The organism is Streptomyces sp. NPDC023723, assembly GCF_040639815.1.
Classification (GTDB): domain Bacteria; phylum Actinomycetota; class Actinomycetes; order Streptomycetales; family Streptomycetaceae; genus Streptomyces.
Window position 1 is genome coordinate 1 of the sequence record NZ_JBFAAP010000033.1, and the last position, 26,817, is coordinate 26,817.

Genomic DNA, 26,817 nt, shown 5'->3' on the forward strand with positions numbered 1-26,817 from the left:
GCGCGGACGTACCGGCCGCCAGATGGAACTGCTGGAACACGAACCCGATCCGCCGCGCACGCAGCGCCGACAGCCGGGCGTCGGTCAGCGTCCCGGTGTCGTGGCCGTCGACGCGCACGGTGCCGGAGGTGGGCCGGTCCAGGGTGCCCAGCATGTGCAGCATGGTCGACTTGCCCGAGCCCGACGGGCCGACCACGGCGACCAGTTCACCGCGGGCCACGGTCAGCGACACCCCGGCCAGCGCGTGCACCGTGCCCGCGTACGTCTTCACCACGTTCCTCAGTTCGATCATGGAATCCTCGGCGGCCCCGCCCGTCATGACCATCACGGCATCCCCACCGTCATGCCCTCGGTGACCCCGTCCCCGCTGATCTCCACCCGGCCGTCGGCGAACAGCCCGGTCTCCACCGGGACGTACGAGGCCGACGACCCCTTGACCGCCTCGACGGCGAAGCCGCCCTCGGGCAGCGCCACCAGCGCGGCCACCGGCACGGTCAGCACGTTCTCCCGCCGGCCGGCGGTGAAGGTGACGTCCACCGACGCCAGCACATAGGGCGCGGCGGCCTTACGGGCCTGGTCCCCGTCGAGCGCCACCGCCACCTTGCCTACGGTGGTGGTGTCGTCCTCCTCGCCCTCCCCGGCGGAGATCTCCGTGGCGACCTCGGTGATCCGGCCGCCGACCTCCGTCCCGTCCGGCAGTACGACGCTCACCTTCGCGCCCTTCTCCGCCAGCCGCAGATCGGCCGTGTCCAGTTCGACGCTGACGGACTGCGCGGTGGAGGTGTACGTCAGGACCTTCTGGCCGGGGCCGGTCGAGCCGCCCTCCTCGGCCTGCAGGGCGTCCACCCGGACCGCGCCCGGCGCGAAGCGGACCTGGCCGTTGTCCACGACACCGGTCTCCTCCAGGCCGGCGTCCCGCTGCCACGCGCTCACCGCGTCGGCGGTCGCGTCGGTGTACTCGTCGTCGACGGAGAAACCGGTGTAGCCGAGCGCGTCGAGGTTGCGTTCCAACTGCCGCACGTCGTCGCCCTCCAGGCCGGCGCGCAGCGCCCGGTAGGCGGGCGCCGAGCCGTACATGAGGACCACGGGCCGCTCGTCCACGCGGTACAGGGCCTCGCCCCGGGTGACGCGGTCGCCGGTGGTGGGCAGGTCGGTGACGGTGCCGGGGGAGTGCCCGGTCACCGTCGAGGAACTGCCGTAGCCCAGCTCCCCGTCCTCGGTCACCCCGTCGGTCAGGGTCTGCCGGGTCACATCGGCGGTGGCCGGCGGCAGCCGCCGCTGAGCCGAACCGTCGGACCCGCCGTCCCCGAGCCCCACTCCGGCCGCGCCGGCCGCCGCCGCGCCGCCCACCGCCGCCAGCACCCCGAGCGCGGCCACCAGCCACCGGGTGCGGCGGCGCCGGGGCGGTGGCGCCTCCGGCCCGGCGCCGGACGCGGCCGGCGGCCCGGCCTCCAAGACGGCCGCGTCACTCATCGCCGCCTCCCCGCGGGGCGTCGGGGGTGTACTCCTCGCAGGCACCCTCGGCCTTTTCGAAGTCGGGGTCGTCCAGCACCTCCTTGTTGATCCGCAGGCCCTTGCCGGGATCGGGGTCGGGGAAGTCCTCGACGCCGTTCTTCCGCATGCACGCGGCCTGCTCCCGCATCCGCTCCTCGGCCTCGGCGTTGGCGGTCTCGTTGCCCTCCATCGGGTTGAGGTCGCGGCAGGCCTCCATGGCCTTGTCCATGACGTCCTTCTTGACCCGGCCGGTGATCCGCACGCCGCCGCCCTCCCCCGGGTCCTCGACGTCCAGCCCGTGCTCGCGCAGGCACTCGGCGTACTTCACGGCCTTCTCGTCCTCGGCGTTCCGGCTGGCCGCGGCCTCCTCGACGGCCGTGTCGCCGTCGCCCGGGCCGCCGCAGCCGGTCAGGGCCAGCGTCACCACCAGGGGCACCGCCGACCACAGCGCAAACCAGGCGCGTTGCTTCCGTGTCCGCATGACGTCCTCTCCTCACCTCGCGACGACGTACGGCGCCGCGACCTGAGGAAGCGAACCGGACGGGCCGTTTCCGCGGCGTTTCCGCGCCCGGCACAGCCGGAGCTAACGGGGAGGAAACACCGGGTGCGGCACCCTGACCGCAGTGCCGACAGGGGAGGGCGTGGGGGATGCGGGTCCTGGTGGTCGAGGACGAACCGATGCTGGCCGACGCGATCGCCGAGTGGCTGCGCGGGCAGACGCACGCCGTGGACCTCGCCCACGACGGCGCCGCCGCCCTGGAACGCGTCGGTGTCGTCGACTACGACGTGGTCGTCCTGGACCGCGACCTGCCCGTCGTGCACGGCGACGACGTGTGCCGCGAACTGGTCGCCGACGACCGGCCCACCCGGGTGCTGCTGCTCACCGCCGCCGCCGAGGTCACCGACCGGGTGCACGGCCTCGGCCTGGGCGCCGACGACTACCTCACCAAACCCTTCGCGTTCACCGAACTCGCCGCCCGGGTCCTGGCGCTGGGCCGACGCTCCCGGCCCGCCGCCCCGCCGGTGCTGCGCCGGGCCGGCCTGACCCTGGACCCGGCGCGCGGCGAGGTGTTCCGGGACGGCCGCTACGTCCCGCTGTCCAAGAAGGAGTTCGCGGTACTGGCCGAGCTGCTGCGGGCCGACGGCGCGGCCGTCTCCGCCGAACAGCTCCTGGAGAAGGCGTGGGACGAGAACGCCGACCCGTTCACCGGCGCGGTGCGGCTGGCCGTACTGAAACTCCGCCGCAAGCTGGGCGATCCGCCGGTGGTGGAGACGGTGACGGGAGTGGGGTACCGCATCCCGTGACCCCCGACCGCACCCGGCCCCGGCGGCCACCGCTTCGCCGGTCGGGCCGGCCGCCCGTACGGCTGACCCTGCGCGCCCGCCTCACCCTCACCTACGGCGGGCTGTTCCTGCTCGGCGGCATCCTGCTGCTCGGCGTCACCTACGCGCTGCTCGGCCAGCGTCTGGGCGGCACCACCACGAAGCTGCTGTCGCTGACCCCGACCGCCACCCGGTCCTGGACGGCCGCCGCCGCGCCCACCGCCGGTGCCGCACCGGCCCCGGAGAGCTCCGGCGGACCCACCGCCGGTGACCGCGTCCTCGCCGGGGGAGAGAGCACCGGCCCCCCGCCCCGCGGCGTCGACCTGGACATGCTGCTGGCGGACGAGCGCGACCGCTGGCGCGACGAGGCCACCACGTCCCTGCTCACCCAGGGCGGCATCGCGCTCGGCGTGGTCGGCTGCGCGGCGGCCGGCCTCGGCTGGGTGGTGGCCGGCCGGGTGCTGGCCCCGCTGCACCGGGTCACCGACACCGCGCGCCGCATCGCGAGCGCCCCGGCCGCCGACCGCGGCCTGCACGAACGCATCGCGCTCAGCGGCCCCCGGGACGAGGTGAAGGACCTCGCGGACACCTTCGACACGATGGTCGAGCGCCTGGACCGCTCCTTCGACGGGCAGCGCCGCTTCGTCGCCAACGCCTCGCACGAACTGCGCACCCCGCTCACCCTGAACCGGGCCCTGGTGGAGATGGCCATGCACCGGCCGGCCGCCTCCGCGGACGTACGGCGGCTCGGCGCGGACCTGCTGGAGATCAACGCCCGGCACGAGCGGCTGATCAGCGGCCTCCTGCTGCTGGCCGGCTCCGAGAACGAGATCGCCGAACGCCGGCCGGTGGACCTCGCCGACCTGACCGCCCACGTGCTGGCGCAGACCGGGCCCGAGGCCGGCCGGGCGCGGATCACGGTGACCGCCCGGGCCGAGGAGGCGGTCGCCCTCGGCGACGCGCTGCTGCTGGAGCGGCTGGTGCACAACCTGGTCGAGAACGGCATCCGGCACAACACCGGCGCGGACGGCTGGGTGCGGGTGGTCAGCCGGACGCCCGGCGCGGACCGGGTGGAACTGGTGGTCAGCAACACCGGCCCCCGGATCCCGGCGTTCGAGGTGCCGGTGCTCTTCGAACCGTTCCGCCGGCTCGGCACCGACCGGGTGGTCACCGGCCGCGGCGCGGGGCTCGGCCTGTCCATCGTCCGGGCCGTCGCGCACGCCCACGGCGGCGAGGTGACGGCCCGGCCGCGCGAGTGCGGCGGTCTGACGGTACGGGTCACCCTGCCCCGTGCGCCGGACTGGCCGGCGGGCCCCGGCCCCGCCGGGGCGCCGCGCGCGGTTACCGCCCGAACAGGGCCGGATCCGACGCCAGCGCCGCGAGGCGGGCCCGCGGGTCCGGGACCAGCCGGCGCGCCTTGAGGTCCATCAGCCCGCCGACCGCGTCGATCTCCGCGGCCACCGTGCCGTCGGCCTTGCGCACGGTCTGCCGGATTCTGAACGTCTTGCCCTCGCCCCACTCGAACGCGCAGGTCACCTCCACCTCGTCGCCGGCCAGCAGTTCCCGCCGGTAGCGGATGGTGGTCTCCAGGGCGACCGGGCCGACGCCCTGGCCCACCAGGGCGGCCTGGCCGATCCCGGCGGCCCGCAGCAGCGACCAGCGGGCGTGCTCCGCGTAGTTGAGGTAGACGGCCTGATTGAGGTGCCCCTGCACGTCCGTCTCGTACCCGCGGACGGTCACCGGAACGGAGAACGGTTGGTTCACGGCTGCTGCCTCTCGTCGTGGACGGCCTGACCCACCGATCCTGGCACGCTCGTCACACCCGGCGCGGTGACGCCAGCAGGTAACGGGCCCTGGTCCGCGGCTCGGTGTACTCGCCGGCCTGCCAGCCGGCCCGCTCCAGGGTGTCCGCCGCCGCCCGCAGCGCCCCGGCGTCCGGCGCGTGCACCGCGACCGCGTCGGGCTGCGGGGTGGCCCGCACCCGGTAGCCGTCGGTCTCCGGGTCCGCCGGCCGGTGGCCGGCCGCCTCCAGGGCGAGCGCGGCGGCCCGCACCAGATGGGTCCGCTCCCACCCGCAGGGCCGGTCCGCGGCGCCGTCCGGGTTGGTCATCCGGCGCAGCTCCAGCAGGCCCTGCCAGGCACCGCGCACCTCCCGCAGCCGCCCCGGCCCGGCGGGCCCCGCTTCCTCGCCGCCGACCCGCGCGGCGAACACCCCGTCGTCGGCGGCGGGCGCCGCCCGGGCGGCGGCCGGTACCGGACCGGTCCGCTCCGGCGCGGCCTCCCGCAGCCGGTGACCGGCCGGGGTCAGGAAGTGGTCGTGCGGCGGGCGCGGATGCCGGAAGGCGATCCCCTGCCGCACCAGCGCCGCGAGCTGGGCCGGGGTCCCCGTCAGCCGTCCGGTGACCGGGTCGGCGGTGTCCACGAGGCGCCGCTGCGCGGCGGTGGGCGGTCGGGTCACGGCACGCACCTTCCCTTCGGCTCCGGCGAGTTCTTCGGCCGCTCGGGCCCTGCCCCGCAGCGTAATCCGGTTCCGGCCCGGCTTCCGCGCGAGTGCCGGGGGGCCGGGGGTGCCGGGCGGGCGGTCCGGCGGCGGATTCGCGCCAGATTGGCCGGTGACGGTTTCCGGCCGCCACCCGGCCGGGTCCGGCCGGCCGTCCCCGGCCGGCCGCCCGGCGGCGTACGGCCGTCGCGAGCCCCGTACCCGGGTCGTGGCCAGGGAGTCGTCCGCCGGCGCCGGGCGGCCGTCCGCCGCTCCCGCCGCCCGGCCGACGGCTGTCACCGTACCGAACGCGCCCGCGTGCGCGCCGTCGTACTGTCTCCTTCCGAGCGCCGGAGCGGCGTAATGATTCCGGTGCCGCCTTCACGCCCTTCCGTGCTGTGTTCCCTCGGAACGAATGGGGGCACATGGCCCCTGTTGCGGGAGAAGTCGGGTCGGCTGCCCTGCCGGACAGCCGCTGACAAGGGGTGGGGGAGATGATCCGCGTACTGGTGGTGCACGACGAGGAACTGCTGCGGTCGGCATTGGTGCAACTGCTCAGATCCGACGGCACGCTGGAGGTCTCGTCCCTGTCCCCGCGCGCCGGCATACCGGAACCCGACGTGCTGCCGACGGACGTCTGCGTCGTGGACGGCGAGTGTCTGCACGGGCCGCGGGAGGCCGAGGGCGCGTCGCTCCGGGCGCGTTGCGGGGAGCGGCTCGTCGTCCTGGCGACGCCCAGCCGGCCGGGCGTGCTGCGCCGGGCGTTCGACGGCGGCGCGTTCGGGCTGGTCGACAAGAACGCCCCCGCCCAGCGGCTGATCACCGCGGTGCACACGGTGGCCGCGGGGGAGCGCTTCCTCGACACCACGCTCACCGTGGCCCTGCTGGAAGGCGCGGAGATGCCGCTGACCAGCCGGGAGCTGAGTGTGCTGTCGCTGGCCGCGCAGGGCGCGCCGATGGCCGAGATCGCGGCCTGTCTGCACCTGTCCCGGGGGACCATCCGCAACTACATGGCCACGGCCATCCGGAAGGTGGGCGCCCGCAACCGGGTCGACGCCATACGCATTCTCCAGAACGCCGGCTGGGCGTGACGGGCCGGCGTCAGCTCCCGTGCCGCGGGACCGAGTTCCAGTGACCCGTCAGGTCACGGTAGAGCGACGACCGGGACAGCACGTCCGGGTGGCTGCCGCACACCGCGCGCACGCCGTCCAGCACCAGCACCCGGTCGGCCCGGACGGCCGACGACAGCCGGTGCGCCACGACCAGCAGCGCGCCCGGGCGCCGGGCGAGCGCCTCCTCGGCCCGCGCCTCGGCCGCCGGATCGAGATGACAGGTGGCCTCGTCGAGCAGCAGCAGCGGCGCGGGTGACAGGTAGGCCCGCGCCAGCGCGATCGACTGCCGCTCCCCGGCGGACAGTTCGGCCGGACGCACCGGCCCGTCGAGCCCGCCCAGCCGCGCCACCAGGGAGCCCAGGCCGAGGATTCGGACGGCCGCGTCGAGGTCCTCGCGGTTGCGGTTCGCCGCCGGACGCAGATACGCGAGGTTGTCGCCGACGGTGCCGGAGAAGACGTACGCCTCCTGCGGGACCACGGCCCGCAGCGCGGCCAGTTCGGTGGCCGCCCGGCCGGTCACCGTCCGCCCGGCCACCCGTACCTCGCCGCGGTCCGGCGCGAGGGTCCCGGCGATCAGCCGGACCAGTGTCGACTTGCCGATGCCGCTCGGTCCGACGACGGCCAGGTGCTCGCCCGGGGCGACGCGCAGGTCCAGCGAGTCGAGCACCGGTTCGGCCCGGACGCCGTAGGAGAGGGTGACGGACCGCAGTTCGACCGCGGGCGGGCGGGCCCGCCGGACGGCGGCGGGTGCCGCCGGGCCGGTCCGCGCCCTGGCGGGCGGCGGTTCGCGGCTCCCGGTCCGGTCCGGCTCCCCGGGCCCGGTGATGCGGTCCAGGACGACCAGCAGCCGCGCGCCCGCCGCGCCGAGCGCGGTCATCAGGGTGTGCAGGGCGGGCAGCAGGGACTGGACGAGGTAGGTGAACGCGCCCAGCAGCGCGCCCGCCGTCACACCCCGGCCGCGCAGCCACGGTACGGCGACCAGCAGCGTCAGTACCGGCAGGTGGCCCGCCACGCCCAGCGCCGCCGTCCGCACCGCCGCCCAGCCGGCCAGCGCGCGGGCCGCCGCGGCGGCGTCGGCGACCAGGCGGGCACCGTGCCGGGCGGTCACCGGGCCGGTCCCGCAGGCCGTGAGGTCGCGCAGCGCCGTCCGGGTCCGCGCCGCGTGGTCGCCCAGCGCCTCGTCGGCCATGAGGGCGCGCCGCTGCGCCGCCGCCATCGGCCGCAGCGTCGCCAGGAACAGGGCGAGGCCGGCCAGCAGCGGAGGGAGGACCACCACCAGCAGGGCCGGGTGCAGGGACAGCAGGCCGAGCAGCGCCCCGGCGGCGGTGAAAACGAACGAGCGCAGGGTGAGGACCAGGCCGGCGAAACTGTCCCGGGCGATCTCGACCTGATTGGTCAGCCGGGAGACGGCCGCCCGGTCCGTCCCGCCCGGCCCGGCCAGGGCGCCGGTCAGCGACCGGTCGACGGCCCGCCGGACCAGACCGTCGCGCAGCGGCTCGGTCAGCCCGGCCAACTCGGCGAACACGCCCCGGACCACCGGCGCGCCGAACAGTACGGCGACCAGGGCGGCCGCGAGCCACAGCAGCCCCCGGCGGGTGTCCCCGGCGAGAAACCCCTGGTCGACGGAGTGCGCGACCCCGTACCCGACCAGGAACGCCTGCGCCGCCTCCACCAGCGACCACGCCATGAGCCGGACCAGCACGCCCTTGCGGCGCCCGAGGAAACGCCGGGCGGCCGGGCCGATCCGGCGCAGCGAGCCACGTCCGTCGGGTGCGTGGCCCGCCGGGCCGGGGGCGGCCCCTTCCCCGGTCGGCACGCCACTTCCACCCTCCCCGACCCGGGCACTCACGGCCGTACCTCCTCGGGGGCGGTCCGCGGCGCCGGGGTTCCGGCGGCCGCCCCGGCGCCGAAGACCGCCCGGTAGTCGGCCGTGTGCCACAGCTCGCGGTGCGGTGCCACGGCCCGTACCCGGCCGTCCTCCAGCCAGATCACCAGGTCCGCCCGGTCGGCGACCGACGGCCGGTGGGCCACCACCAGCCGGGTGCCCGGCCGCGGGGAGCGGCGCAGCGCCCGGTCCACCTCGTGCTCCGTCGCGGTGTCCAGACTGGACGTCGCGTCGTCCATGATCAGCAGCCGGCCGGCGTGCGCGAACGCCCGGGCCAGCCCGAGCCGCTGGTGCTCGCCGCCGGACAGCGGAGCCGCCGGCAACGGCGTACCGGACCCGCCCGGCAGCCGGCGTACGAAGCCGTCGGCGCCCGCGGCGGCCAGGGCGGCCCGCACCCCCTCGGCCGGGACCCGCCGCGCCCCCGCGGCGACCGCCTCCGCGACCGTGCCCTCGCCCAGCACCGGGCGCTCGAAAGCGAACGCGACCTCGGTGCGCAACGCCTCGCGGCTCAACCGGTCCAACGGGACGCCGTCCAGCAGTACCCGGCCCTCGTCGGGGTCGGTCAGCCGCCCCGCCACGGACACCAGCACCGACTTGCCCGCCCCGCCGCGGCCGACCACCGCGACGGTCGCGCCGCCCGGCACCCGCAGGGCATCGGCGCGCAGCACCTCCCGGCCGTCCCGCACCACCCGAACCCCGCGCAGCTCCAGCGTCCCCGGCCCGTCCGCCGAAAGACCCGCCGTGCCGTAGGCCAGCGCGGGCAGCCGTTCCAGCTCCAGGGTCCGGGCCCGCGCCGCCCGGCCCCGGACGACCGCGCCCAGCAGCGAGGCCGCCCCGCCGACACCGGCCGTCAGCTGCGCGTACCGGCAGGCGGCGAGCAGCCCGCCCACGCTCAGCGCGCCCGCCGCCAGCCGCAGTCCGCCGACGGCGGTGGCGGCCAGGACCAGCGCCGGCACCAGCACCCCGCTGCGGCCCAGCGCCCGTCCGTGCAGCGCCCACATGCGCCGGCCCAGGGCGGCCAGTTCCGGCAACGGGGCGAGAATGCGCGCGCGTTCGCGGGCCGTGGTGCCGGCCGCGGCGATGGTCGCCGCGCCGTCCAGGGACTCCAGCAGCCGGGTGGCGATCTCCGACTGGACCCGCTGGTAGGCGGCGACCGACGCCCCGGTGTCCCGGGCGAACGCGCGCAGCACCAGGGCCAGGGCGGGCAGTCCGGCAAGTACGCACGCCGCCACCCATACGTCGACCAGGGCCAGCGCCGCCAGCGCGCCCACCGGAGTGATCAGCGAGGCCGCCAGGGCCGCCCGGGCCGCGGGGGCGGCGCCCGCGTCGGCGGCGTTGAGGGTCAGCCGGGTCCCGACGTCCCCGGGGGTGAGGTCCCGCGCCCGGTCGGGTACGCAGTGCAGCAGTCCGGTGAAGGCCCGGGAGCGGACGGCGGCCGTCCAGCCGGCCGTGCAGCGGCCGGTGCACAGCGCGGTGAGGCTGTCCAGCAGCAGTTCGCCGAGCAGCAGCCCGGCGCTGAGCGCGAGCCAGCGGCCCGGGTCACCGCCGCGCAGCAGCAGGTCGAGGGTGCGGCCGAGCACGAACGGCTGGGCCACCTCGGCCACCGCCGCCCCCACCGAGCACAGCAGCACCAGCAGTTGTGCCCGGCGCCTGGTCGTCATCACCGCGGGCCCCCTTCCGCCCGGCACCGGAGCGAACCCGGCGCCCCGGGCGAGTGCCCGGGGCGCCGGTGCCGAGCGACCTCGGTCAGTTACAGGTCGTGACGCTGAGGCTGCTGTCGCCGCAGAGCAGCAGGCTGGCGCGGCTGCCGGTCTCGACGTCGCCCATGGCCTCGTCCTTCGGGGTCTCCAGCGACTGCAGTTCGAACAGGTTCATGACAGTTCCTCTCGTACGGCAACGGGTTCCGTTGTTACATCACGACCCCTGATGAGGCCGAGTCTGGGGGCGCCGCCCGCGAGCGGCGGCAGGAACGGCAGCCCGGCGGGCGGGTCGCCGTGCACGGCGGCGACGGCCAGCAGACAGCCGGCCGTGCCGGTGGACAGGTCCATGGACAGCCGCATCATCTGCTCGCCGGGGAAGGCGAGCCGGCCGCGATACGACATGGCGTGCCAGGACAGCGCGTCGAGCTGGCGCCGGACGGCGCCGGGCCCGGTGCCGGGCGTCGTGGCCGTCGTGCGGGCGAGGTACAGCACCATCCCGGCCACCCCCCGGTACAGGCCGGGCTGGGCGTAGAACATGGCCTGCGCCGCGGCCACGATCTCGTCGCGCGCCCGGGCGAACTCCTCGTCGGCGCGGTGCGCCAGGTAGTCGTCGAGCACCATGCCGATGCCCACGCTGCCCGCGCCGAGGTAGGGCATGGTGCGCCAGCCCTCGTCGACCTGGAGCGCGCCGCCCGCGCCCCGGACACAGCGGGCCAGGTCCTGGCGCAGGGCGTCGCGCGCGAGGTCGAGGAGTGCCGAGTCCCCGGTGCGTTCGTAGAGCCGCAGGTAGAGCAGGGCGGGGCCGGTCGCGCCGTGCAGCAGTCCGGCGCGGGGCCGGGCGGTGGAGCCGGCCCGCGCCGCACGGGCCGTCAGGTCGGCGCAGCGCAGGGCGGCGGACCGGGCCGCGGCGTCCCCGGTGGCGGCGGCCAGCGCGTCCAGGGCGAGGCCGATACCGGCGGTGCCGCTGTGCAGGTCCGGGGCCAGGTGGTCGAAGGACTGGTCGAGGAGGAGTTCGGTCAGGTCGAGGGCGCGGTCGCGGTGCCCGAGGTGATCCAGCGTCCAGGCGATCCCGGCGAGTCCGTCGTGGAAACCGAACGGGGTGCCCGAGGGCGGCTGCTTGGTGCGGTCGAGCAGCCACTGCTCCTCGGCCTCGACCCGGTCCGCGCCGCTCACCGCGAGGGCGTACAGCACTCCGGCCGCGCCGTGGCCGAAGGCCAGCCCGCCGCCCGCCGTCGCGAACTGCGCGATGTCGCCGGGGAACAGCCGGTCGGTACGGGACGGTGTCGCCGACGCGTGGATCGCCGCGGCCATCGACTCCCGGCTGCGCGGCCAGTCACCCGGCGCGACGGGAACGAACGGCCCGGCGGTTCGCGGAGCGGACCCGCCGGACGCGCCGGCCGACGCGGCCACCGCCGACGTCCCACCCGCACTGGCCGACGCGGCCACCGCCGTCGCTCCACCCGCACCGGCCGTGATCTCCTCGACCGCCGCGTCCAGCCAGCCCCGGTCCACCGGGAAGTGTTCCGCGATCAGGTCGGCGAGATGCGCCGCCTTGTGCCGGTCCAGGGCGAACAGGCTGGTCAGCGGCAGGAAGAGGGCGAGCCGCAGACAGGCCAGCGCGTACCGGTCCACCGCCACGCCGCGCCGGTCGGCGGGCGCCACGAAGGCCGGGTTGGCGACGGTCTGCCGGCCGGGCTCGTCGACGTGGTGCGCGGCCTCGAAGTCCAGCAGGGCGACGCTGTCGTCGTCCCGGACCATGATGTTGAACAGATGCAGGTCGTTGAAGACCACGCCGCGCGCGTGCACATCGGCGACGGCCCGTTCCACCCGGGCGTGGATGTCCAGCGCCCAGTCGGTGTACTCGGCCAGCCGCCGCTCGCCCGGGTCGGCCTCGATGAGCGGGTGGCGGCGCGCGAAGAACGTGTTGAGCGGCTTGCCGTCCAGGTGTTCCAGGACCAGGAAGTGGTGGTCGCCGATGGTGACGTGGTCCAGCACCTCGGGGGTGCAGTCCAGCCCTGACAACTGCTCCAGCGCCCGCCGTTCGCGGTGCAGCCGGGTCACCGCGTCGGCCCCGTCGGCCGCGAGGCCGGCGTGCGGACGGGCCTCCTTGAGGACGACGCGCTCGCCGCTGCGGGTGTCCCGGCCGAGGTAGACGCCACCGCCGTTGGAGAAGTGCAGCGCCGACTCGATCGTGTAGGGCAGCTCCGCCACGGTCAGCGCGGAGCGGGCGGCCAGGTGCGGCCGCAGGAAGGCGGGCACGGTCACCCACTCCGGTACCCGGAACACGGGCCCGCGCAGGTCGGGCACGAGCACCCCGTCGGGACCGGCCACGGCCGGCCGCAGCTCGCCCTCGGCGTCGTAGCAGTCGCGCCGGGTGAAGCCGCCGTACCGCACGTGCACCGGACCCTCGCCGAGCCGCAGGTCACTGAGGATGTGCGGTCCGGGTTCGGCGGCCAGCAGCTCGGTCAGCTCGCCCGCGAGCCGTTCGAACCGCTCCTCGTCGGCCGGGTACACGGTGATGAACTTGCCGCTGCCGGCCCGGTCCGCGTACTTGGCGTTGCGCTGGTGCAGCAGATAGCGGCTGGGCACGAACTTGAACGCCGTGCCTCCCTCGACGCAGTGCCGCCACACCCGCTCCAGCACCGACTCGGCGTTGTCCAGACAGGCGGAGACATGGATCTTCCAGCCCTGGTCGGGCAGGTCGGCGTCGACCGGGCGCAGCGCCAGCCAGTCGCCGCTCTCGTGGCGCTGCCAGCCCGCCGGGACGGGCGCCGCGGCCAGTGTGTACCGGGTGCGTCCGCTGCCCGGCCGGGGCGCGACGCGGTGCGGTGCGTCGTAGAAGCACGGGTCCGCGTCGCAGTACACGGCGTAGCCCTTGTTCATGTGCCCGCTCCCTCCCACCGTCCGTCGACCGCTCATGACGGTGCCACGGGGCGCGGGGGCCCGAACAGTTGCCGCTGTCACCACTCCGACGTGCGGAACGCACGGGTAACTTCCGGCTAGGGGGCGCTCGGGGGCCCGGGCCGGACGTTCCAGGCGGCGATCACCGGCCGCCCGTGCTCGGTGCCCAGCCGGCACAGCGTGCCGGTGGCGAGCTGGAACAGGGCGCCGTCGGCGGCGGGCAGGCCCAGATGGCGGGCGGTGAGCACGCGCAGGAAGTGGCCGTGCGCCACCAGCACCACGCACCCCTCGGTGTCCGCGAACGCGGCGTCCACCTTGCCCAGCACCCGGTCGGCCCGCGCCCCGACCTGTTCGGGCGTCTCCCCGGGATGCTCCGGCGGTCCGGGCGCGACCCCGTCGGTGAACAGGAACCAGCCCGGCCGGTCCCGCTGGATCTCCGGGGTGGTGATCCCCTCGTAGCCGCCGTAGTCCCACTCGTGCAGGTCGGGGTCGATCCGCACGCCGTGCAGCCCGATCAGCTCGGCCGTCTCCCGGGCCCGCTGGAACGGACTCACGAACGCGGCCCCGATCCGGTGCGAGCGGATCAGCGGCACCAGACTCCGGGCCTGCTCCCGGCCGTGCTCGGTCAGCGGCACGTCCGTCAGCCCGGTGTGCCGCCCGGACCGCGACCACTCGGTCTCGCCGTGCCGTACGAGGAAGAGATCACCCATACCGCAAGGCTACGGCCGGTCTACTGGCGGTACCCGTCCAGGAACCGCCCGATCCGCCCGATCGCCGCCTCCAGGTCCTCCGCGTGCGGCAGGGTCAGGATGCGGAAGTGGTCCGGGTCCGGCCAGTTGAATCCGGTGCCCTGGACGACCTGGATCTTCTCCCGCAGCAGCAGGTCCAGGACGAACTTCTCGTCGTCGTGGATGCGGTGCACCTTGGGATCGATGCGCGGGAAGGCGTACAGCGCGCCCTTCGGCTTCACGCACGACACCCCGGGGATCTCGTTGAGCTTCTCCCAGGCCACGTCCCGCTGCTCGCACAGCCGGCCGCCCGGCGCGGTCAGCTCGTGGATGGACTGCCGGCCGCCGAGCGCGGCCTGGATGGCGTACTGGGCGGGCGCGTTGGCGCACAGCCGCATGGAGGCCAGCATGGTGAGGCCCTCCAGGTAGTCCCGGGCGTGCTGCCTGGGCCCGGTCACCACCAGCCAGCCGGAGCGGAACCCGGCCACCCGGTACGTCTTCGACAGCCCGCAGAAGGTGAGCACCACCAGGTCGGGGGCGAGCGCGGCGGTCGAGTGGTGCACCGCGTCGTCGTACAGGATGCGGTCGTAGACCTCGTCGGCGAGGACCAGCAGACCGTGCCGGCGGGCGAGGTCGAGGATGCCCTCCAGGACCTCCTTGGGATAGACGGCACCGGTGGGGTTGTTGGGGTTGATGATGACGACCGCCTTGGTGCGGTCGGTGATCTTCGACTCCATGTCGGCGAGGTCCGGGTACCAGTCCGCCCGCTCGTCGCAGAGGTAGTGCACCGCCTTGCCGCCGGCGAGGGTGGTCACCGCCGTCCACAGGGGGAAGTCGGGGGCCGGGATCAGCACTTCGTCGCCGTCCTCGACCAGCGCCTGGACGGCCATCGACACCAGTTCGGAGACGCCGTTGCCGAGCCACACGTCGTCGACGCCGACCTCCAGGCCGAGGGTCTGGTAGCGCTGGGCGACGGCCCGGCGGGCGGTCAGGACGCCGCGCGAGTCGGTGTAGCCGTGCGCCTGCGGCAGCATCCGAATCATGTCCTGGAGGATCTCCTCCGGCGCCTCGAAGCCGAACAGCGCCGGGTTGCCGGTGTTCAGGCGCAGCACGCTGTGGCCCGCCTCCTCCAGCGCGTTGGCGTGCTCGATCACCGGGCCGCGGATCTCGTAGCAGACCTCGCTGAGTTTGTTCGACTGCCGGAACTCCATGCGCCGCGTCCCCTCCGCTATCTGGTGTTGCTTGGTTTTACCAAGTACTCGCTTGGAAAGTCCAACATATTGTCTAGACTGCGTCGCATGTCACCTCGCCGAAGCTACGACCAGTACTGTTCCGCCGCCCGCGCGCTCGACGTCGTCGGTGACCGCTGGACCCTGCTGATCGTCCGGGAGCTGCTGGCCGGACCGCGCCGCTACACCGACCTGCACGCGGACCTGCCGGGGGTGAGCACGGACGTCCTCGCCTCCCGGCTGAAGGACATGGAACGCGACGGCCTGACCACCCGCCGCCGGCTGCCCCCGCCCGCGGCGGCCTACGTCTACGAACTCACCGGGCGCGGCCGCGAGTTGCTGCCGGTGCTCCAGGCGCTCGGCGGCTGGGGCGCGGGCGAGATGGCCGAGCGGCGGCCCACCGACGCGCTGCGCGCCCACTGGTTCGCGCTGCCGCTGCTGAGCGCCCTGGACGGCGAGGGCGTGGTCGAGGTCCGGCTGCGCGAAGGCGACTTCCACGACGGCGTCTTCCACCTCTACGCCGGCGCCACGGACGGCCCGGCCTACGGCGAGGGCCCGGCCCCCCGCGAACCCGACGCCCGGCTGGCCCTGGACGCCCGCACCTGCGCCGCCGTCGGCCGGGGCGAGACGAGCATGACGGAGGCGGTCCGGGCCGGCCGTATCGAGGTCACCGGGGACGGCGTACTGGCGAAGGCACTGCGGGCGGCGGCCGGATAGAGGCACCGGGGCCCTTACGCGTGAAGGCCCGCCGGGCAGGCGGGCCTTCACCCTCCAGGTCGCCGGGTCAGGCCCCCGGCGGCACCCCTCGGGGCCGGCCCGAGCCGCGGGTCAGGGCGTAGCCGCCGATGCCCGCCAGCGCGGCCAGCACCGCGCCGACGCCCGTCCACACCCACCGGTCCGACCACCAGCCCGAGGACCAGCCGTCCTCGGGCTCGATCGCGGAGAGCACCGCCGAGTCCGACGACTCCGCCTCGTCGTCCTGGGCGGAGGTGACCGCGATCCCCGGCACCAGCGGCTCGGCCAGCGAGCCGTCCACCGCCGCCGCGCCGCCCATGTCCTTGGAGTCCGCCCGGACCTCCGTCTCGACCGGCAGACCGAGGTCGGAGGTCGGCAGGTCCAGGGCCGTCAGCCGGACGTAGTAGGTGCCCGGCAGCGGGTCGTTCGCCCACGGCTCCGCCCACGCCCGGACCGTGCGCAGCACACAGGCCAGCTCCACCGAGCCGACGCCCGCGGCGGCGGTGCGGGTCTGCGCGCCGTACTGGCAGGACTGCCGGCGGCGCAGCCCGTCGTACACGTCGACCTGCCAGGTCTGGGCGGCGTGCGTGTCCGGCAGTTTCACCGTCGCCGTCACCGTGGGCCGCTGCCCGGCGTCCGCCGGGAACGACCAGTACAGGTAGTCGCCCGCGGAGCCGCTCGCGGTCGCCCGCTGCCCCTGCTCGATCTCCGTCGCCGTACGGAACGACGTACCCGCCAGGGTGGGCGCGTCCGAATCCGTACCGGCCGAGGGGCTCGGCGAGGAGTCCGCCACCGCCGGTCCCGCCGCCACCGCGAGCGCCAGCAGTGCCGCGCCCACCAGTCCTGTGATCCGCATCAGTTGGTCCTCCAGACCGCGACCCGCCAGCGCGACACCCAGCCCCACACCAGTCCGGCGAGGAAGCCCGCCACGACCAGCAGGCCCAGCAGCCACCAGCCCCGGCCGAGACCGAAGGACGCCACGTCGGACGCGTCGCTCGGACCGTCCACGACGTCGACGGTCAGCTCCAGCGGCAGCCCGGGCGTGGTCTTCACACCGGAGGCCGCCGAGAAGGAGTGGGTCACTTCGAGACACACGGTCTCGGTGACGTCCTCCTCCGCTTCGTCCTCCGCGTCCGCCTTGGGATAGCGCAGGCCGGTCGAGATCACGTCCGTGCGCCCGTCACCGGCGGCCTCGCCGCGCACGATCTCCCGGCCGTGCGCGGTGACCGCCCGCAGCAGCACCCCGTACGAGGGGTTCACGGCCCGGTCGGCGGACACGCTCACCGAGGAGCGCAGCTCCTGCCCCGGCTTCAGCTCCACCCGGTACCAGCGCTGCTGGCCGAACTCCTCGCGGTCGGTGTACAGCCCGGACTTCAGCGTCGGCGCCGCCGCGCAGCGCTCCGCGCCCTCGGTGGCCACCGGTGTCACCACCGGGTCGGCCGCCCGGTCCACCAACTGGTTTACCTTGTCGGTGAGTTCCTCGGTGTGCTGCACCGAGGTGTACGTCCCGCCGGTGGCCTCCGCGATGCAGCTGAGCTGCTGGCGCATCTTGGAGTTGGGGACCAGGCCGAGCGTGTCGATGGTCAGCCCGATGCCCTTGGCCGCTATCTCGCGGGCCACCTCGCACGGGTCGAGCGGCGCGCAGGTGTCCTCGCCGTCGCTGATCAGCACGATCCGCTTGGAACCGGTGGACTCCCCGAAGTCGCCGGCCGCCGCCAGCAGCGCGGGACCGATCGGCGTCCAGCCGGTCGGCGTCAGCGTCGCCACCGCCGTCTTGGCCTCCGTGCGGTCCAGCGGACCGACCGGATACAGCTGGGCGGTGTCCTTGCAGCCGGTCTTCTGGTTGTCGCCCGGGTAGTCGGCGCCGAGGGTGCGGATGCCGAGCCGCACCTCCTCGGGTGTCGCGTCGAGGACCTCGTTGAACGCCTTCTTCGCCGCCGCCATCCGGGACCCGCCGTCGATGTCCGCGGTCCGCATGGAGCCGCTGACGTCGAGCACCAGGTCGACCTGCGGGGCGTCCTCGCCGGTGGGTTCGCCGGCCGACGCCGGGGCCGGGAGGGCGAGCCCGGCCGTCAGCGCGGCGAGCAGGGCGCAGACCCCCGCCGCCAGCCGTTTACTTGTGATCATCGGCGGATCCTATTGACCCGGAGTGCCCCGCTCCAAAACGGCCGTTGGCGGACGGGTTCAGCTGCGCAGGGGATTGGGCAGTGCCGCCCACCGGTCCCCGGGCCGCCGCGGTGACAGCCGCATCAGCGTCAGCGCCTTCGCGGGCAGCGGCTCCGCGCACAGCGCCGCCAGGTCCGGCGTGCCCGGCAGGTCCCGGACCGCCGTCTCCAGGGCGTCCCGCAGTGCCGGTCCGCTGCCCGCCACCTGGGCCAGCGCGCCGGCCACCAGCGAGCCGAACAGCTTGCGGCGCAGCACCGTGACGTCGTCGGTGACCATCCGGGCGGGCAGTTCGGGCACCGGGACGCCGTGCCGGGCCAGCCGGGCCGGGCTGACCCGCAGGTCGGCCAGGTCCCGGTAGACCAGCCGCAGCGGTTCACCCGCCGGGGAGAGCACCACCAGCAGGTTCTGGCCGTGCGCCTCCAGCGCCACGCCCAGCTCCAGGGCGCGCAGCCCCACCCGCAGCGCGAGCCGGGCGAGCCGGCCGGTCCAGCCGGGCGACCCGGGCAGCGCGGTGGTCGCCAGCGCGGCCACCGGCAGCACCCGCTCACCGGGCGCCGCGTACCCGTCCGGTGACTCCCGCAGCACGGCGGCCAGATCGGGGGAGTGCGCGGTGGCCGCGCCCAGCGTCCGGGTGATGTGCAACAGCCCCTCGCCGCGCGCCGCGAGCACCTCCCCGAACTCCGACAGGGTCGCCGACGCGGCGATCGAGGCGACCGAGATGTCCCGCACCGAGGAGGTCAGCCGGGCACTCAACGCGGTCTTGACGTGCGGCCCGCCGGGCACGGCGAGGGTACGCAGGGACATCAGCGGATGCGCGTCGAGCCGGCCGGCGCTCTCGACCGCCCCCTTCAGCACATGCGCCGCCTGCCACGGATGCACCGGCAGCAGCAGCCGCCCGCCGTCCCGCAACTGGGCGGGCCAGTGGCCCGACACCAGACAGTCCGCCACCGGCACCGGGATCCGCGCCAGCGGCACCACCGGCCCGTGCTCGGGCCCGTAGGCGAGCTGCTCGGCCACCGAGAAGCCGGGCCGGGACCGGCAGTTGGGGTGGAACGGATGCCCGTCGACCACCCGCTGCTCCCACTCCCAGCCACACTCCGGCCATCCCCGCGAAGGGGCCGGCCGGCCCGCCCGGGACAGCGCCAGCGAGGCGACACTGTGGCCGAGTTCGGCGGCGAACCCCTCGGCACCGGGTACGGCGAGATCGGTCATCAGCCGCGCCGGATCGGCGTACTCCGACTCGTCGCAACGTACGGCGCTGACATAGGCGTCGGTGCGATACGGGTCGGCGTCCGGGCCGGCCAGCCGGCGCCCGTCCCGCAGCCGCAGGACCAGCCCCTCGGCTGCGGGCGCCCGGCCGGTGATCCAGGGCAGTGGCTCATGGACCAGCGCACGCCAGAGCCGGGACAGCACGGCCGCGCGGGCGCCCGGGAGCTCGGCCGTGAACCGGGGGAGGAGGCCGGGACGGACGGCGGCCAGTTCATCGGCGACCTCGGCCTCGGCGCTGGGGGGTCGGTGCACGGTCGGTCTCCTCGGGTACGGGCTGGGGTACGGACAGGGCGTCACGGGGCAGTGGCGAGGGCAGACATACTGATCGTCTCCGCCCATGACAGACCGTAGGGAACGAGTGGAACGCGTGGATGTCCTGCCCCCGCCCGCCGGCGACGACGCCGCGACCCGTGACGACGTCGCGGCGCTCGCCGACGCCCACGCGGCGGTGCCGCTGCTCAACTGCCTGCTGCGCGAGGTGGCCGAGCCGCTGCCCGGCCCCGGTGCCATCGACGGCGGTCGCGCCGGCCACAGGAGGGGCGACCGCCCGGTGTACCGGCTGCCCGGCACCGGCCGGCTGCTGCGGGTGCGCGGTGGCCGGCGCCCCGCCGAGCCGGAGGTGCGCACGGCGGCCGGCTGGCACCGGGTCGACCACACCGAGCTGGTCAAACTCGTCGCCGAGGAACTGCGCCGGCACACCGGCCTGCCCAACCACGAACTGCCCACCGAGATGACCGACAGCCGGGACGCGGTGGCCGCCCTGCTCACCGCCCGGGCCCGCGCCGTCCCGCCCGCCGACCCCTACCTCCGCTCCGAACAGGCCCTGCTCACCGGACACACCCACCACCCCGCGCCCAAGGCCCGCGGCGGCGGCCCGGCCGCGGCCTGGCTGCCCTACGCCCCCGAGGCGCACGCCCGCTTCCCGCTGACCCTGCTCGGCCTGCGCGCGGACACGGTCGTCGAGGAGGGCGACACCAGCGCCCTCGACACCCTCGGCGAGGCCCCGCCCGGCTACCGGCTGCTGCCCGCCCACCCCTGGCAACTCGCCCTGACCGCCGACGCGCTCGCCCCCGCCTTCGCCGACGGCCGCCTGATCCGGCTCGGCGAGAGCGCCGCCCCGGTCTGGCCCACCGCCGCGATCCGCACCCTGTACGCGCCCGAGCACGACCTGTTCCTCAAGTTCAGCCTGGACGTGCGGATCACCAACGACATCCGCCGGCTGTGGCGGCACGACCTGCTGCGGCTGCGCCGCACCGACACGGCGGCCCGCGCGGCGTTCGCGGCCGCCGGCGGCCCCGCCGCCTGGCTCGGCGACACCGGCTACCGCACCGCCGCCTTCGCCTTCGAGGAGCTCGCCGTCCTGGTCCGCGACGGACTCGGCGGCCATCTGCTGCCCGGCGCCACCCCGCTGCTCGCCGCCGGGCTGGCCGAGGGCTTCGCGGACAGCCCGCTCGCCGCCACCGACGACCCGGACGGCTGGTGGGCGGCGTACCTCGGCCAGGTGATCCCCCCGGCCCTCACCGCCTTCCACGACCACGGCGTCGTCCTGGAGGCCCACCTCCAGAACACCCTGGTCGCGGTCGACGCGCACGGAACGCCGGTACAGGCCCTGTTCCGGGACGCCGAGGGCGTGAAACTGCTGCCCGAGGTGGACCGGGAGGCCGGCTGGGAACGGCTGGTGTACACCCTGCTCGTCAACCACCTCACCGAGATCGCCGGGGCCCTGGCCGAACGGCACCCCGGACTCGACCCGTGGCCCGCCGTCCGCCGCGAACTCGCCCGGCACCCGCTCCCCGAGATCCCCGCGCTGCTCACCGCGCCCACCCTGCCCGGCAAGACCAACCTCCTGCTGCGCTGGACCGGCGCGGACGGCGCCGCGGCCCGCTATCTGCCGCTGCCCAACCCGCTGGCCGGATAGCAGCGTTCAGTCGGGATAGGCATGGGTCTGGGCCGCCTTCACCGTCGCCCACACCTCCGCGCCCGGCTGGAGGTCGAGTTCGGCCGCGGCGACCGCGCTGAGATCCGCGGCGAGTGCCAGCTCACCCCCGAGCGCGGCCCGGATCTGGTCCCCGTGCGTCTCCAGACCGGTGACCTCGCAGCGCCACAGGTTGCGGGCGCTGGAACCGGTGGGACGGTCCCGGTGCAGGGTGACCGCGCTCGGCGGGAACGCCACGAAGACCGGCCCGGTGAGGTCCTCGGTGGTGACCACGGACGGCCCGGAGCCGAGCCGGACGGTGTGCCCGTCGGCCTCGCCCCGGTACAGGTTCAGGCCCACCAACTGGGCGATGTAGTCGGTACGCGGCCGGCGGGCGATCTCGGCCGGACCGCCCTCCTGGACGACCCGCCCGTGTTCGACGACGACCAGCCGGTCGGCCAGCACCATCGCGTCCAGCGGGTCATGGGTGACCAGTACGGCGACGGCCTCGAACTCGGCCAGATGACGCCGCAGCTGGGCCCGGACCTCCAGCCGGGTCCGGGCGTCCAGCGCGGCGAGCGGCTCGTCGAGCAGCAGCAGCCGGGGCCGGGTGGCCAGCGCGCGGGCGACGGCGACCCGCTGCGCCTGCCCGCCGGACAGCCGGCGCGGCTTGACCCCGGCGTGCTCCGCGAGCCCGAGCCGCGCCAGCCACTCGGCGGCCCGGGCCCGCGCCTCCGCCTTGCGCACGCCCTGACAGCGCGGCCCGAAGGCCACGTTGTCCAGCGCGGTCAGATGCGGGAAGAGCAGGTAGTCCTGGAAGACGACGCCGACCGGGCGCAGTTCCGGCGGGGTGCGCTCCAGCGCCGCGCCGTCCAGCCGCAGGTGCCCGGCGGTCAGCGGGGCCAGCCCGGCCAGGGCGCGCAGGGCGGTGGTCTTCCCGGCGCCGTTCGGGCCGAGCAGGGCGACCACCTCGCCGGGCGCGACGCTCAGCGCGACGTCCAGCCGGAACGTGCCCCGGTCGACGACGAGACGGGCGTCGAGCCCGGCGGCGTGGGCAGTACCGTACGTCTTCTCGGTCATCCGGCGGTCATCCAACGGTCGCGCAGCCCGGCGAGGACCGCGACGGACACGGCCAGCAGCAGCAGACTGAGGGCGGTGGCCGCCTCGGGGTCGCTCTGGAGGGCCAGATAGACGGCGAGCGGCATGGTCTGGGTGCGGCCGGGGAAGTTGCCCGCGAAGGTGATCGTCGCGCCGAACTCGCCCAGCGCCCGGGCCCAGGCCAGCACCGCGCCGGCCGCGACCCCCGGCGCGATCAGCGGCAGCGTGACCCGGCGGAACGCGGTGAACCGGGAGGCGCCCAGCGTGGTCGCCGCCTCCTCGTAACGCGGGTCGGCGGCGCGCAGCGTGCCCTCGACGCTGATGACGAGGAACGGCATCGCGACGAACGCCTCCGCGATCACCACACCGGTGGTGGTGAACGGCAGGGTGAGCCCGAACCAGTCGTCCAGCCACGCCCCGACGACACCGTTGCGGCCGAGCGCCATCAGCAGCGCCACCCCGCCGACCACCGGCGGCAGCACCAACGGCAGCGTCACCAGGGCCCGCACCAGACCGCGCCCCGGGAACTCCACCCGGGCCAGCAGCCAGGCCAGCGGCACCCCGATCACCATGCTCAGCGCCGTCGCCGCCGTGGCGCACAGCAGCGACAGCCGCAGCGCCTGCCACACCTCGGCGCTGGTCAGCAGCTCGGGCAGGCTCGACCAGGGGGTGCGTACCAGCAGGGCGATCAGCGGCACGATCAGAAACGCCAGCCCGAGCACCGCCGGCACCAGCAGCGGCAGCGGTACGCCCCCCACCTGGGCCCGCACCCGGGGGCGCCGGCCGCGGGCCTCGGTCACGGCTTCAGGAACCCGGCCTCGGTCAGCACCTTCTGCCCGGCGTCGGACCGCACCAGGTCGATGAACGCGTCGGCGGCGGCGGTGTTCTGGGAGTCCTTCAGCCGGGCGATCGGGTAGTCGTTGATGGCCTCGGCGGACTCGGGGAAGTCGACGCCCTCGACCTTGTCACCGGCCGCGTGCACATCCGTCTTGTAGACGACGGCCGCGTCGGCCTCCTTCAACTCCACCTTGGTCAGGGCCGCCTTGACGTCCTGCTCGTAGGAGACGGGCGTGAGCTTGAGATCACTGGCGTCGAGCGCCGTCTGGGCGGCGGCCCCGCACGGCACCTCCTCGGCGCACAGCACGACCTTCAACTTCGAGTCGGTCAGGTCCTTCAGCGAGGCGACCTTGTCGGGGTTGCCCGGCAGGGTGGCGATCTCCAACTGGTTGCGGACGAAGGTGGCGGGCGTCCCCACCGCGTCCCCGGCGTCCGTGACGATCTTCATGGTCTTGGGGCTGGCCGAGGCGAACACGTCGGCCGGGGCGCCCCCGGTGATGCTCGCCGCCAGCGAGTCGCTGCCGCCGAAGCTGAACGTCACCTTGGTACCGGGGTGCTCCTTCTCGAACGTCTTGCCCAGCGTCGTGAAGCTCTCCTGCAACGAGGCCGCGGCGAAGACGGTCACCGTGCCGGACAACTTGTCCGAACCGGCGGACGCGGACGCGGAGGCGGACGCGCCGGAGGCGGCCGAGTCGTCGTCGGACGACGAACAGGCGCTCAGGGTGAGCAGAGCGGCGACGCCCACTCCGGCGGTGAGCAGGGTACGGGTCATCACGGATGCGCTCCCTAGAGGTCCTGAAGATCCTGACGGACGAGGCTGTCCTGATGATAATGCCGCAGATGCGAGGTAAAAGTCTGTGGTGGGTTCGCATCAGCGTGATCTACGGTCCATGGAGTTGGCATGTGCGTTGATACAGAACCTTACGCACGGTCGATATGCACATTGGTCGACTTCACGCGGGCGGTGGCCTCCACACCGACCTCCAGGCCGAGTTCCTCCACGGCCTCGCGGGTCAGCAGCGACACCAGCCGGTGCGGTCCGGCCTGGATCTCGACCTGGGCGGCGACGTCGCCGAGCTTCACGGCGGTGACGATGCCGGGGAACGCGTTGCGCACCGAGGTGTACGAGGTGCCCTCCTCGCCGCCGCCGGCCCTGGCCAGTTCGACGGAGAACGCGGCCAGGTCCCGGCCGTCCACCAGCCGCCGGCCGGCCTCGTCCCGGTGCGTGGCCACCCGGCCCGCGTCCGCCCATCGGCGCGCGGTGTCGGAACTGACGCCGAGCAGCCGCGCCGCCTGGCCGATCGTGTAGGACTGCATGGGCGTCACGATACGAGACCGGAGGCTGTCCTCGATCCGCGCCCAGACCGTCTGCCGGGATTCCGTGCCCCGGCGTCAGCGTCAGTCAGCAGGAAGCCGCGTCGGGTGGCCGCAGCCGACGTACTACAGCGACATGGGCAGGCGGAGGTCGATACGGGAGTACGGGACGACCGTCTGCGCGAGGACGTCGACAGCCGTGGTCGTCCAGGGACCGGCACCGATGCAGGCGCGGTCGGCGAGGACGGGAACGCCCCGGCGTTCGCAGATCCGGATGAGCAGAACACAGGTGCCGAAGCCGGCGGCGACAGGTCTCCTCGGGCCCGGCGGTCGCGACCGCCGGGCCCGAGGACAACGTGGCCGCTTCGTGCGGCTGCCCGGCCTGCCGGCGCGACGGTTAGGCAGGCCGGGCAGGACCCGGGGGAGGTGTTCAGTCGTTCAGGGCGTCGATGAGTGCCTTCGTGACGTCCACCGTGGACGCGGTGCCACCGACGTCGCGGGTGAGGATGCCCGCGCCGGTGGTTGCTTCGATGGCCCTGCGCAGACGGTCCCCCTGCTCCGGAAGACCGAAGTGGTCCAGCATCAGAGCGGCGCTGCCGACGGCGCCGATCGGGTTGGCCAGGCCCTGTCCGGCGATGTCCGGGGCGGAGCCGTGGACCGGTTCGAACATGCTGGGGAACCGGCGTTCGGGGTTGAGGTTGGCGCTGGCGGCGAGCCCGAGGCTGCCGGCCAGGGCGCTGCCGAGGTCGGAGAGGATGTCGGCGTTGAGGTTGGAGGCGACGACGACCGACAGGTCCTCGGGGCGGAGGACGAACTTGGCCGACATGGCGTCGACCAGCACGCTCTCCGTCTCCACGTCTGGGTAGTCGGCGGCGACGCGCTTGAAGACGTCGTCCCACAGAACCATCCCGTACTGCTGGGCGTTGCTCTTGGTGACCGAGGAGACCTTGCGGCGGCTCCTGGTGCGGGCCAGGTCGAAGGCGAAGCGCATGATCCGCTCGCAGCCGACCTCGGTGAACAGGGCCGACTGGACGGCTACTTCGCCGCCCTGGCCACGCCCTGACAGATTGCGCCCGCCGAGTCCGGCGTACTCGCCCTCGCTGTTCTCCCGCACGACGACCCAGTCCAGTTCGGTGGTGTCCGCCTTGCGGAGTGGACTGGTGATCCCGGGCAGGAAGTGGACGGGGCGGACGTTGGCCCACTGGTCGAAGTTCTGGCAGATCTTCAGGCGCAGCCCCCACAGGCTGACGTGGTCGGGGACGGTGGGCCAGCCCACGGCGCCGAAGTAGATGGCGTCGAAGGCCCTGAGCCGCTCCAGGCCGTCGTCGTCGATCATCTTGCCGGTCCTGGTGTAGTAGTCGCAGCCCCAGGGGAACTCTTCCCAGGCGAAGGAGAACGCGTTGCCGGAGTTCTCGGCCAGCGCGTCCAGCACGGTCCGGCCTGCGGCGACTACTTCGGCGCCGACTCCGTCGGCTGGAACGGCGGCGATGCGGAAGGTGCGGGTCTCGGTCACGGGAAGCCTCCGGCTGACGGTGAACTGCCCCGGTAGGCCCCGGGTTCGGGGCGAAGGGGTCCGGTTCCTGGAGTCAACATGGCCGTGCCGCCGAGCGTCCAAGACGTGTCTTCGATACGACCCATAGGAAGCGCTGATCGGTGCGGACCGTGCGGCGGCGCCCGGGTCAGGACGGTCCTGTCCCGGTCCGTCGGCGTGCCAGCGCCCGGGTCAACTCCAGGAAGGCACGGGCGGCCGGCGTCAGGTGTGCGGGCAGGCTGATCATCGCGACATGCAGATGTGCCGTCGGTACGAGTGAGGCGACCACCAGACCGCACCGGCGGGCCAGACGGGTCCAGGCCGCGGGCAGCACCGCCAGGCCCACTCCGGTCAGGACCAGCGGCAGGATGGAGGTGCGGTGGTCGACGACGGCGACGATCTCCGTGTCGGCGCCGTGCGCGGTGATCTCGTCGACGATGGTCCGCATCAGACTGCCCGGCCGGGAAGCGATCAGTTTCCGCCCGGCGAGTTCCGCGGGGTGCAGTACGGCACCGTCCTCGAATGCCGCGTCGGCCGACGCGACGACGACGAAGGGCTGCTCTTCGACAGCGAGGACGTCGATGCCCGGCGCGGTGACGGGCTTGGCGGCTCCCAGCAGCCCGAGTTCGCACACACCACTGCGGACCAGAGCGATGGTCTCCTCGGGTGTGAACGCCGCACGGGTGGCGACCGTGACCGACGGATGCAGCTCGCTGAACCGGTGGATCAGCGTGGTCAGCGGTTCCATGCCCGGTGACGGCATGGCGGCGACCTCGAGCGTGCCGCCTCCCAGACCGGCGAGCGCGCCGGCCTTTTCACGTACGGCGTCCATGTCCCGCAGTACCCGGCGACTTGGTTCGAGGAGCTCTCGGCCGGCGTCGCTGAGGACCACTCCGCGGCCCATGCGGTGGAAGAGAGGGACACCCAGGTCCGCCTCCAGATTGGCCATCGCCTGCGACAGCGACGGCTGCGCCACGTGGAGCACGGCGGCTGCCCTGCTGAAGCCGCCGTGCTCCACGATCGCGAGGAAGTACTGCAGTTGCCGGGCGTCCATACCGTCTCCTGTGCTGCCGCGATAAGCCTGGCCTATTGAAGCGGCAG

Annotated in this window: 25 protein-coding genes and 1 pseudogene; 5 read left to right on the forward strand and 21 right to left on the reverse strand. The window is 74.6% G+C overall.

Features of this window, described 5'->3' with window-relative positions:
- The 3 genes from AB0G32_RS27735 to AB0G32_RS27745 all read right to left on the reverse strand — a co-directional run.
- On the reverse strand, nt 1-292 hold a 292-nt coding region (locus tag AB0G32_RS27735; RefSeq protein ID WP_361169042.1), incomplete at its 3' end, for an ATP-binding cassette domain-containing protein.
- A gap of 32 nt (nt 293-324) precedes the next feature.
- Nucleotides 325-1,473, reverse strand: a complete 1,149-nt coding sequence (locus AB0G32_RS27740; protein WP_361168870.1) for a peptidoglycan-binding domain-containing protein — start codon at nt 1,471-1,473, stop codon at nt 325-327.
- Nucleotides 1,466-1,975, reverse strand: a complete 510-nt coding sequence (locus AB0G32_RS27745) for a hypothetical protein (protein ID WP_361168873.1) — start codon at nt 1,973-1,975, stop codon at nt 1,466-1,468. The genes AB0G32_RS27740 and AB0G32_RS27745 overlap by 8 nt, the downstream gene beginning before the upstream one ends.
- Before the next feature lie 167 nt (nt 1,976-2,142).
- Here AB0G32_RS27745 and AB0G32_RS27750 point away from each other — a divergent pair, with 167 nt between their 5' ends.
- Complete coding sequence (locus AB0G32_RS27750; RefSeq protein WP_361168876.1) at nt 2,143-2,799, forward strand: response regulator transcription factor; 657 nt, start codon at nt 2,143-2,145, stop codon at nt 2,797-2,799.
- Nucleotides 2,796-4,238, forward strand: coding sequence for a HAMP domain-containing sensor histidine kinase (locus AB0G32_RS27755; protein WP_361168879.1), 1,443 nt, complete (start codon nt 2,796-2,798; stop codon nt 4,236-4,238). The genes AB0G32_RS27750 and AB0G32_RS27755 overlap by 4 nt, the downstream gene beginning before the upstream one ends.
- Here AB0G32_RS27755 and AB0G32_RS27760 read toward each other — a convergent pair.
- Together AB0G32_RS27760 and AB0G32_RS27765 are read right to left on the reverse strand one after the other, a co-directional pair.
- Nucleotides 4,159-4,581 (reverse strand): acyl-CoA thioesterase, encoded by a 423-nt coding sequence (locus AB0G32_RS27760; protein WP_361168881.1) that lies wholly within the window; start codon nt 4,579-4,581, stop codon nt 4,159-4,161. The genes AB0G32_RS27755 and AB0G32_RS27760 overlap by 80 nt on opposite strands.
- Nucleotides 4,582-4,633: 52 nt before the next feature.
- Nucleotides 4,634-5,275 (reverse strand): hypothetical protein, encoded by a 642-nt coding sequence (locus AB0G32_RS27765; protein ID WP_361168884.1) that lies wholly within the window; start codon nt 5,273-5,275, stop codon nt 4,634-4,636.
- Between the two features lie 515 nt (nt 5,276-5,790).
- Between AB0G32_RS27765 and AB0G32_RS27770 the strand changes: the two genes are divergently transcribed.
- Complete coding sequence (locus AB0G32_RS27770; protein ID WP_361168887.1) at nt 5,791-6,387, forward strand: response regulator transcription factor; 597 nt, start codon at nt 5,791-5,793, stop codon at nt 6,385-6,387.
- Nucleotides 6,388-6,397: 10 nt separating this feature from the next.
- Here AB0G32_RS27770 and AB0G32_RS27775 read toward each other — a convergent pair whose 3' ends face one another.
- The 6 genes from AB0G32_RS27775 to AB0G32_RS27800 form a co-directional block, all read right to left on the reverse strand.
- Nucleotides 6,398-8,095 carry an ABC transporter ATP-binding protein gene (locus tag AB0G32_RS27775; protein ID WP_361169045.1) on the reverse strand — a complete coding sequence of 566 codons (1,698 nt, stop codon included), beginning with the start codon at nt 8,093-8,095 and terminating at the stop codon, nt 6,398-6,400.
- Nucleotides 8,096-8,253: 158 nt separating this feature from the next.
- Nucleotides 8,254-9,954 carry an ABC transporter ATP-binding protein gene (locus AB0G32_RS27780; RefSeq protein ID WP_361168890.1) on the reverse strand — a complete coding sequence of 567 codons (1,701 nt, stop codon included), beginning with the start codon at nt 9,952-9,954 and terminating at the stop codon, nt 8,254-8,256.
- Nucleotides 9,955-10,039: 85 nt separating this feature from the next.
- Entirely contained in the window at nt 10,040-10,168 is a 129-nt protein-coding gene (locus tag AB0G32_RS27785) for a SapB/AmfS family lanthipeptide (RefSeq protein ID WP_215167632.1), read from the reverse strand.
- A complete protein-coding gene (gene lanKC, locus AB0G32_RS27790) occupies nt 10,165-12,876 on the reverse strand; it encodes a class III lanthionine synthetase LanKC (protein ID WP_361168893.1) in 2,712 nt (903 codons plus the stop codon). The genes AB0G32_RS27785 and lanKC overlap by 4 nt, the downstream gene beginning before the upstream one ends.
- Nucleotides 12,877-12,992: 116 nt before the next feature.
- Nucleotides 12,993-13,604 carry a histidine phosphatase family protein gene (locus AB0G32_RS27795; protein ID WP_361168896.1) on the reverse strand — a complete coding sequence of 204 codons (612 nt, stop codon included), beginning with the start codon at nt 13,602-13,604 and terminating at the stop codon, nt 12,993-12,995.
- A 20-nt stretch (nt 13,605-13,624) separates the two neighbouring features.
- Nucleotides 13,625-14,833 (reverse strand): pyridoxal phosphate-dependent aminotransferase, encoded by a 1,209-nt coding sequence (locus tag AB0G32_RS27800; protein WP_361168899.1) that lies wholly within the window; start codon nt 14,831-14,833, stop codon nt 13,625-13,627.
- An 87-nt stretch (nt 14,834-14,920) separates the two neighbouring features.
- Between AB0G32_RS27800 and AB0G32_RS27805 the strand changes: the two genes are divergently transcribed.
- Nucleotides 14,921-15,568 (forward strand): helix-turn-helix domain-containing protein, encoded by a 648-nt coding sequence (locus AB0G32_RS27805; RefSeq protein ID WP_361168902.1) that lies wholly within the window; start codon nt 14,921-14,923, stop codon nt 15,566-15,568.
- 67 nt (nt 15,569-15,635) lie between these two features.
- Here AB0G32_RS27805 and AB0G32_RS27810 read toward each other — a convergent pair whose 3' ends face one another.
- Genes AB0G32_RS27810 through AB0G32_RS27820 form a run of 3 tightly spaced genes read right to left on the reverse strand, consistent with a single transcriptional unit; the run spans nt 15,636 to nt 19,273 of the window.
- Complete coding sequence (locus AB0G32_RS27810) at nt 15,636-16,442, reverse strand: hypothetical protein (RefSeq protein ID WP_361168905.1); 807 nt, start codon at nt 16,440-16,442, stop codon at nt 15,636-15,638.
- Entirely contained in the window at nt 16,442-17,713 is a 1,272-nt protein-coding gene (locus AB0G32_RS27815; protein ID WP_361168908.1) for a VWA domain-containing protein, read from the reverse strand. Before AB0G32_RS27815 ends, AB0G32_RS27810 begins: the two co-directional genes overlap by 1 nt.
- A 57-nt stretch (nt 17,714-17,770) precedes the next feature.
- Nucleotides 17,771-19,273 carry an IucA/IucC family protein gene (locus AB0G32_RS27820; RefSeq protein ID WP_361168911.1) on the reverse strand — a complete coding sequence of 501 codons (1,503 nt, stop codon included), beginning with the start codon at nt 19,271-19,273 and terminating at the stop codon, nt 17,771-17,773.
- Between the two features lie 106 nt (nt 19,274-19,379).
- On the opposite strand from AB0G32_RS27820, the gene AB0G32_RS27825 reads away from it, so the two are divergent.
- A complete protein-coding gene (locus AB0G32_RS27825) occupies nt 19,380-20,939 on the forward strand; it encodes an IucA/IucC family protein (protein ID WP_361169048.1) in 1,560 nt (519 codons plus the stop codon).
- A 6-nt stretch (nt 20,940-20,945) separates the two neighbouring features.
- On the opposite strand, the gene AB0G32_RS27830 is transcribed toward AB0G32_RS27825, so the two are convergent.
- The 7 genes and pseudogenes from AB0G32_RS27830 to AB0G32_RS27860 form a co-directional block, all read right to left on the reverse strand.
- Nucleotides 20,946-22,016 (reverse strand): ABC transporter ATP-binding protein, encoded by a 1,071-nt coding sequence (locus AB0G32_RS27830; protein WP_361168914.1) that lies wholly within the window; start codon nt 22,014-22,016, stop codon nt 20,946-20,948.
- Nucleotides 22,013-22,834, reverse strand: coding sequence for an ABC transporter permease (locus AB0G32_RS27835; RefSeq protein ID WP_361168917.1), 822 nt, complete (start codon nt 22,832-22,834; stop codon nt 22,013-22,015). The genes AB0G32_RS27830 and AB0G32_RS27835 overlap by 4 nt, the downstream gene beginning before the upstream one ends.
- The gene (gene modA, locus AB0G32_RS27840) at nt 22,831-23,643 is read right to left on the reverse strand and encodes a molybdate ABC transporter substrate-binding protein (RefSeq protein ID WP_361168920.1); all 813 of its coding nucleotides are present in this window, start codon (nt 23,641-23,643) and stop codon (nt 22,831-22,833) included. Before modA ends, AB0G32_RS27835 begins: the two co-directional genes overlap by 4 nt.
- A gap of 149 nt (nt 23,644-23,792) precedes the next feature.
- Nucleotides 23,793-24,188, reverse strand: coding sequence for a helix-turn-helix transcriptional regulator (locus AB0G32_RS27845; RefSeq protein ID WP_361168923.1), 396 nt, complete (start codon nt 24,186-24,188; stop codon nt 23,793-23,795).
- Nucleotides 24,189-24,377: 189 nt separating this feature from the next.
- Nucleotides 24,378-24,464: pseudogene (locus AB0G32_RS27850) on the reverse strand (IS5/IS1182 family transposase); the annotation flags it as partial.
- A gap of 151 nt (nt 24,465-24,615) precedes the next feature.
- The gene (locus AB0G32_RS27855; RefSeq protein ID WP_361168926.1) at nt 24,616-25,698 is read right to left on the reverse strand and encodes a tartrate dehydrogenase; all 1,083 of its coding nucleotides are present in this window, start codon (nt 25,696-25,698) and stop codon (nt 24,616-24,618) included.
- Between the two features lie 166 nt (nt 25,699-25,864).
- Complete coding sequence (locus AB0G32_RS27860) at nt 25,865-26,770, reverse strand: LysR family transcriptional regulator (RefSeq protein WP_361168929.1); 906 nt, start codon at nt 26,768-26,770, stop codon at nt 25,865-25,867.
- Nucleotides 26,771-26,817 lie beyond the last annotated feature (47 nt).

Bases quoted from the DNA above. Each gene is read 5' to 3' on its own strand.
- modA (WP_361168920.1), bottom strand. From the start codon at position 23,643: ATGACCCGTACCCTGCTCACCGCCGGAGTGGGCGTCGCCGCTCTGCTC.
- AB0G32_RS27775 (WP_361169045.1), bottom strand. From the start codon at position 8,095: ATGGCGTGGTCGCTGGTGGAGGCGGCGCAGGCGTTCCTGGTCGGGTAC.
- AB0G32_RS27810 (WP_361168905.1), bottom strand. From the start codon at position 16,442: ATGCGGATCACAGGACTGGTGGGCGCGGCACTGCTGGCGCTCGCGGTG.
- AB0G32_RS27745 (WP_361168873.1), bottom strand. From the start codon at position 1,975: ATGCGGACACGGAAGCAACGCGCCTGGTTTGCGCTGTGGTCGGCGGTG.
- AB0G32_RS27740 (WP_361168870.1), bottom strand. From the start codon at position 1,473: ATGAGTGACGCGGCCGTCTTGGAGGCCGGGCCGCCGGCCGCGTCCGGC.
- AB0G32_RS27830 (WP_361168914.1), bottom strand. From the start codon at position 22,016: ATGACCGAGAAGACGTACGGTACTGCCCACGCCGCCGGGCTCGACGCC.
- AB0G32_RS27750 (WP_361168876.1), top strand. From the start codon at position 2,143: ATGCGGGTCCTGGTGGTCGAGGACGAACCGATGCTGGCCGACGCGATC.
- AB0G32_RS27800 (WP_361168899.1), bottom strand. From the start codon at position 14,833: ATGGAGTTCCGGCAGTCGAACAAACTCAGCGAGGTCTGCTACGAGATC.
- AB0G32_RS27785 (WP_215167632.1), bottom strand. From the start codon at position 10,168: ATGAACCTGTTCGAACTGCAGTCGCTGGAGACCCCGAAGGACGAGGCC.
- AB0G32_RS27805 (WP_361168902.1), top strand. From the start codon at position 14,921: ATGTCACCTCGCCGAAGCTACGACCAGTACTGTTCCGCCGCCCGCGCG.
- AB0G32_RS27860 (WP_361168929.1), bottom strand. From the start codon at position 26,770: ATGGACGCCCGGCAACTGCAGTACTTCCTCGCGATCGTGGAGCACGGC.
- lanKC (WP_361168893.1), bottom strand. From the start codon at position 12,876: ATGAACAAGGGCTACGCCGTGTACTGCGACGCGGACCCGTGCTTCTAC.
- AB0G32_RS27845 (WP_361168923.1), bottom strand. From the start codon at position 24,188: ATGCAGTCCTACACGATCGGCCAGGCGGCGCGGCTGCTCGGCGTCAGT.
- AB0G32_RS27815 (WP_361168908.1), bottom strand. From the start codon at position 17,713: ATGATCACAAGTAAACGGCTGGCGGCGGGGGTCTGCGCCCTGCTCGCC.
- AB0G32_RS27795 (WP_361168896.1), bottom strand. From the start codon at position 13,604: ATGGGTGATCTCTTCCTCGTACGGCACGGCGAGACCGAGTGGTCGCGG.
- AB0G32_RS27770 (WP_361168887.1), top strand. From the start codon at position 5,791: ATGATCCGCGTACTGGTGGTGCACGACGAGGAACTGCTGCGGTCGGCA.
- AB0G32_RS27780 (WP_361168890.1), bottom strand. From the start codon at position 9,954: ATGACGACCAGGCGCCGGGCACAACTGCTGGTGCTGCTGTGCTCGGTG.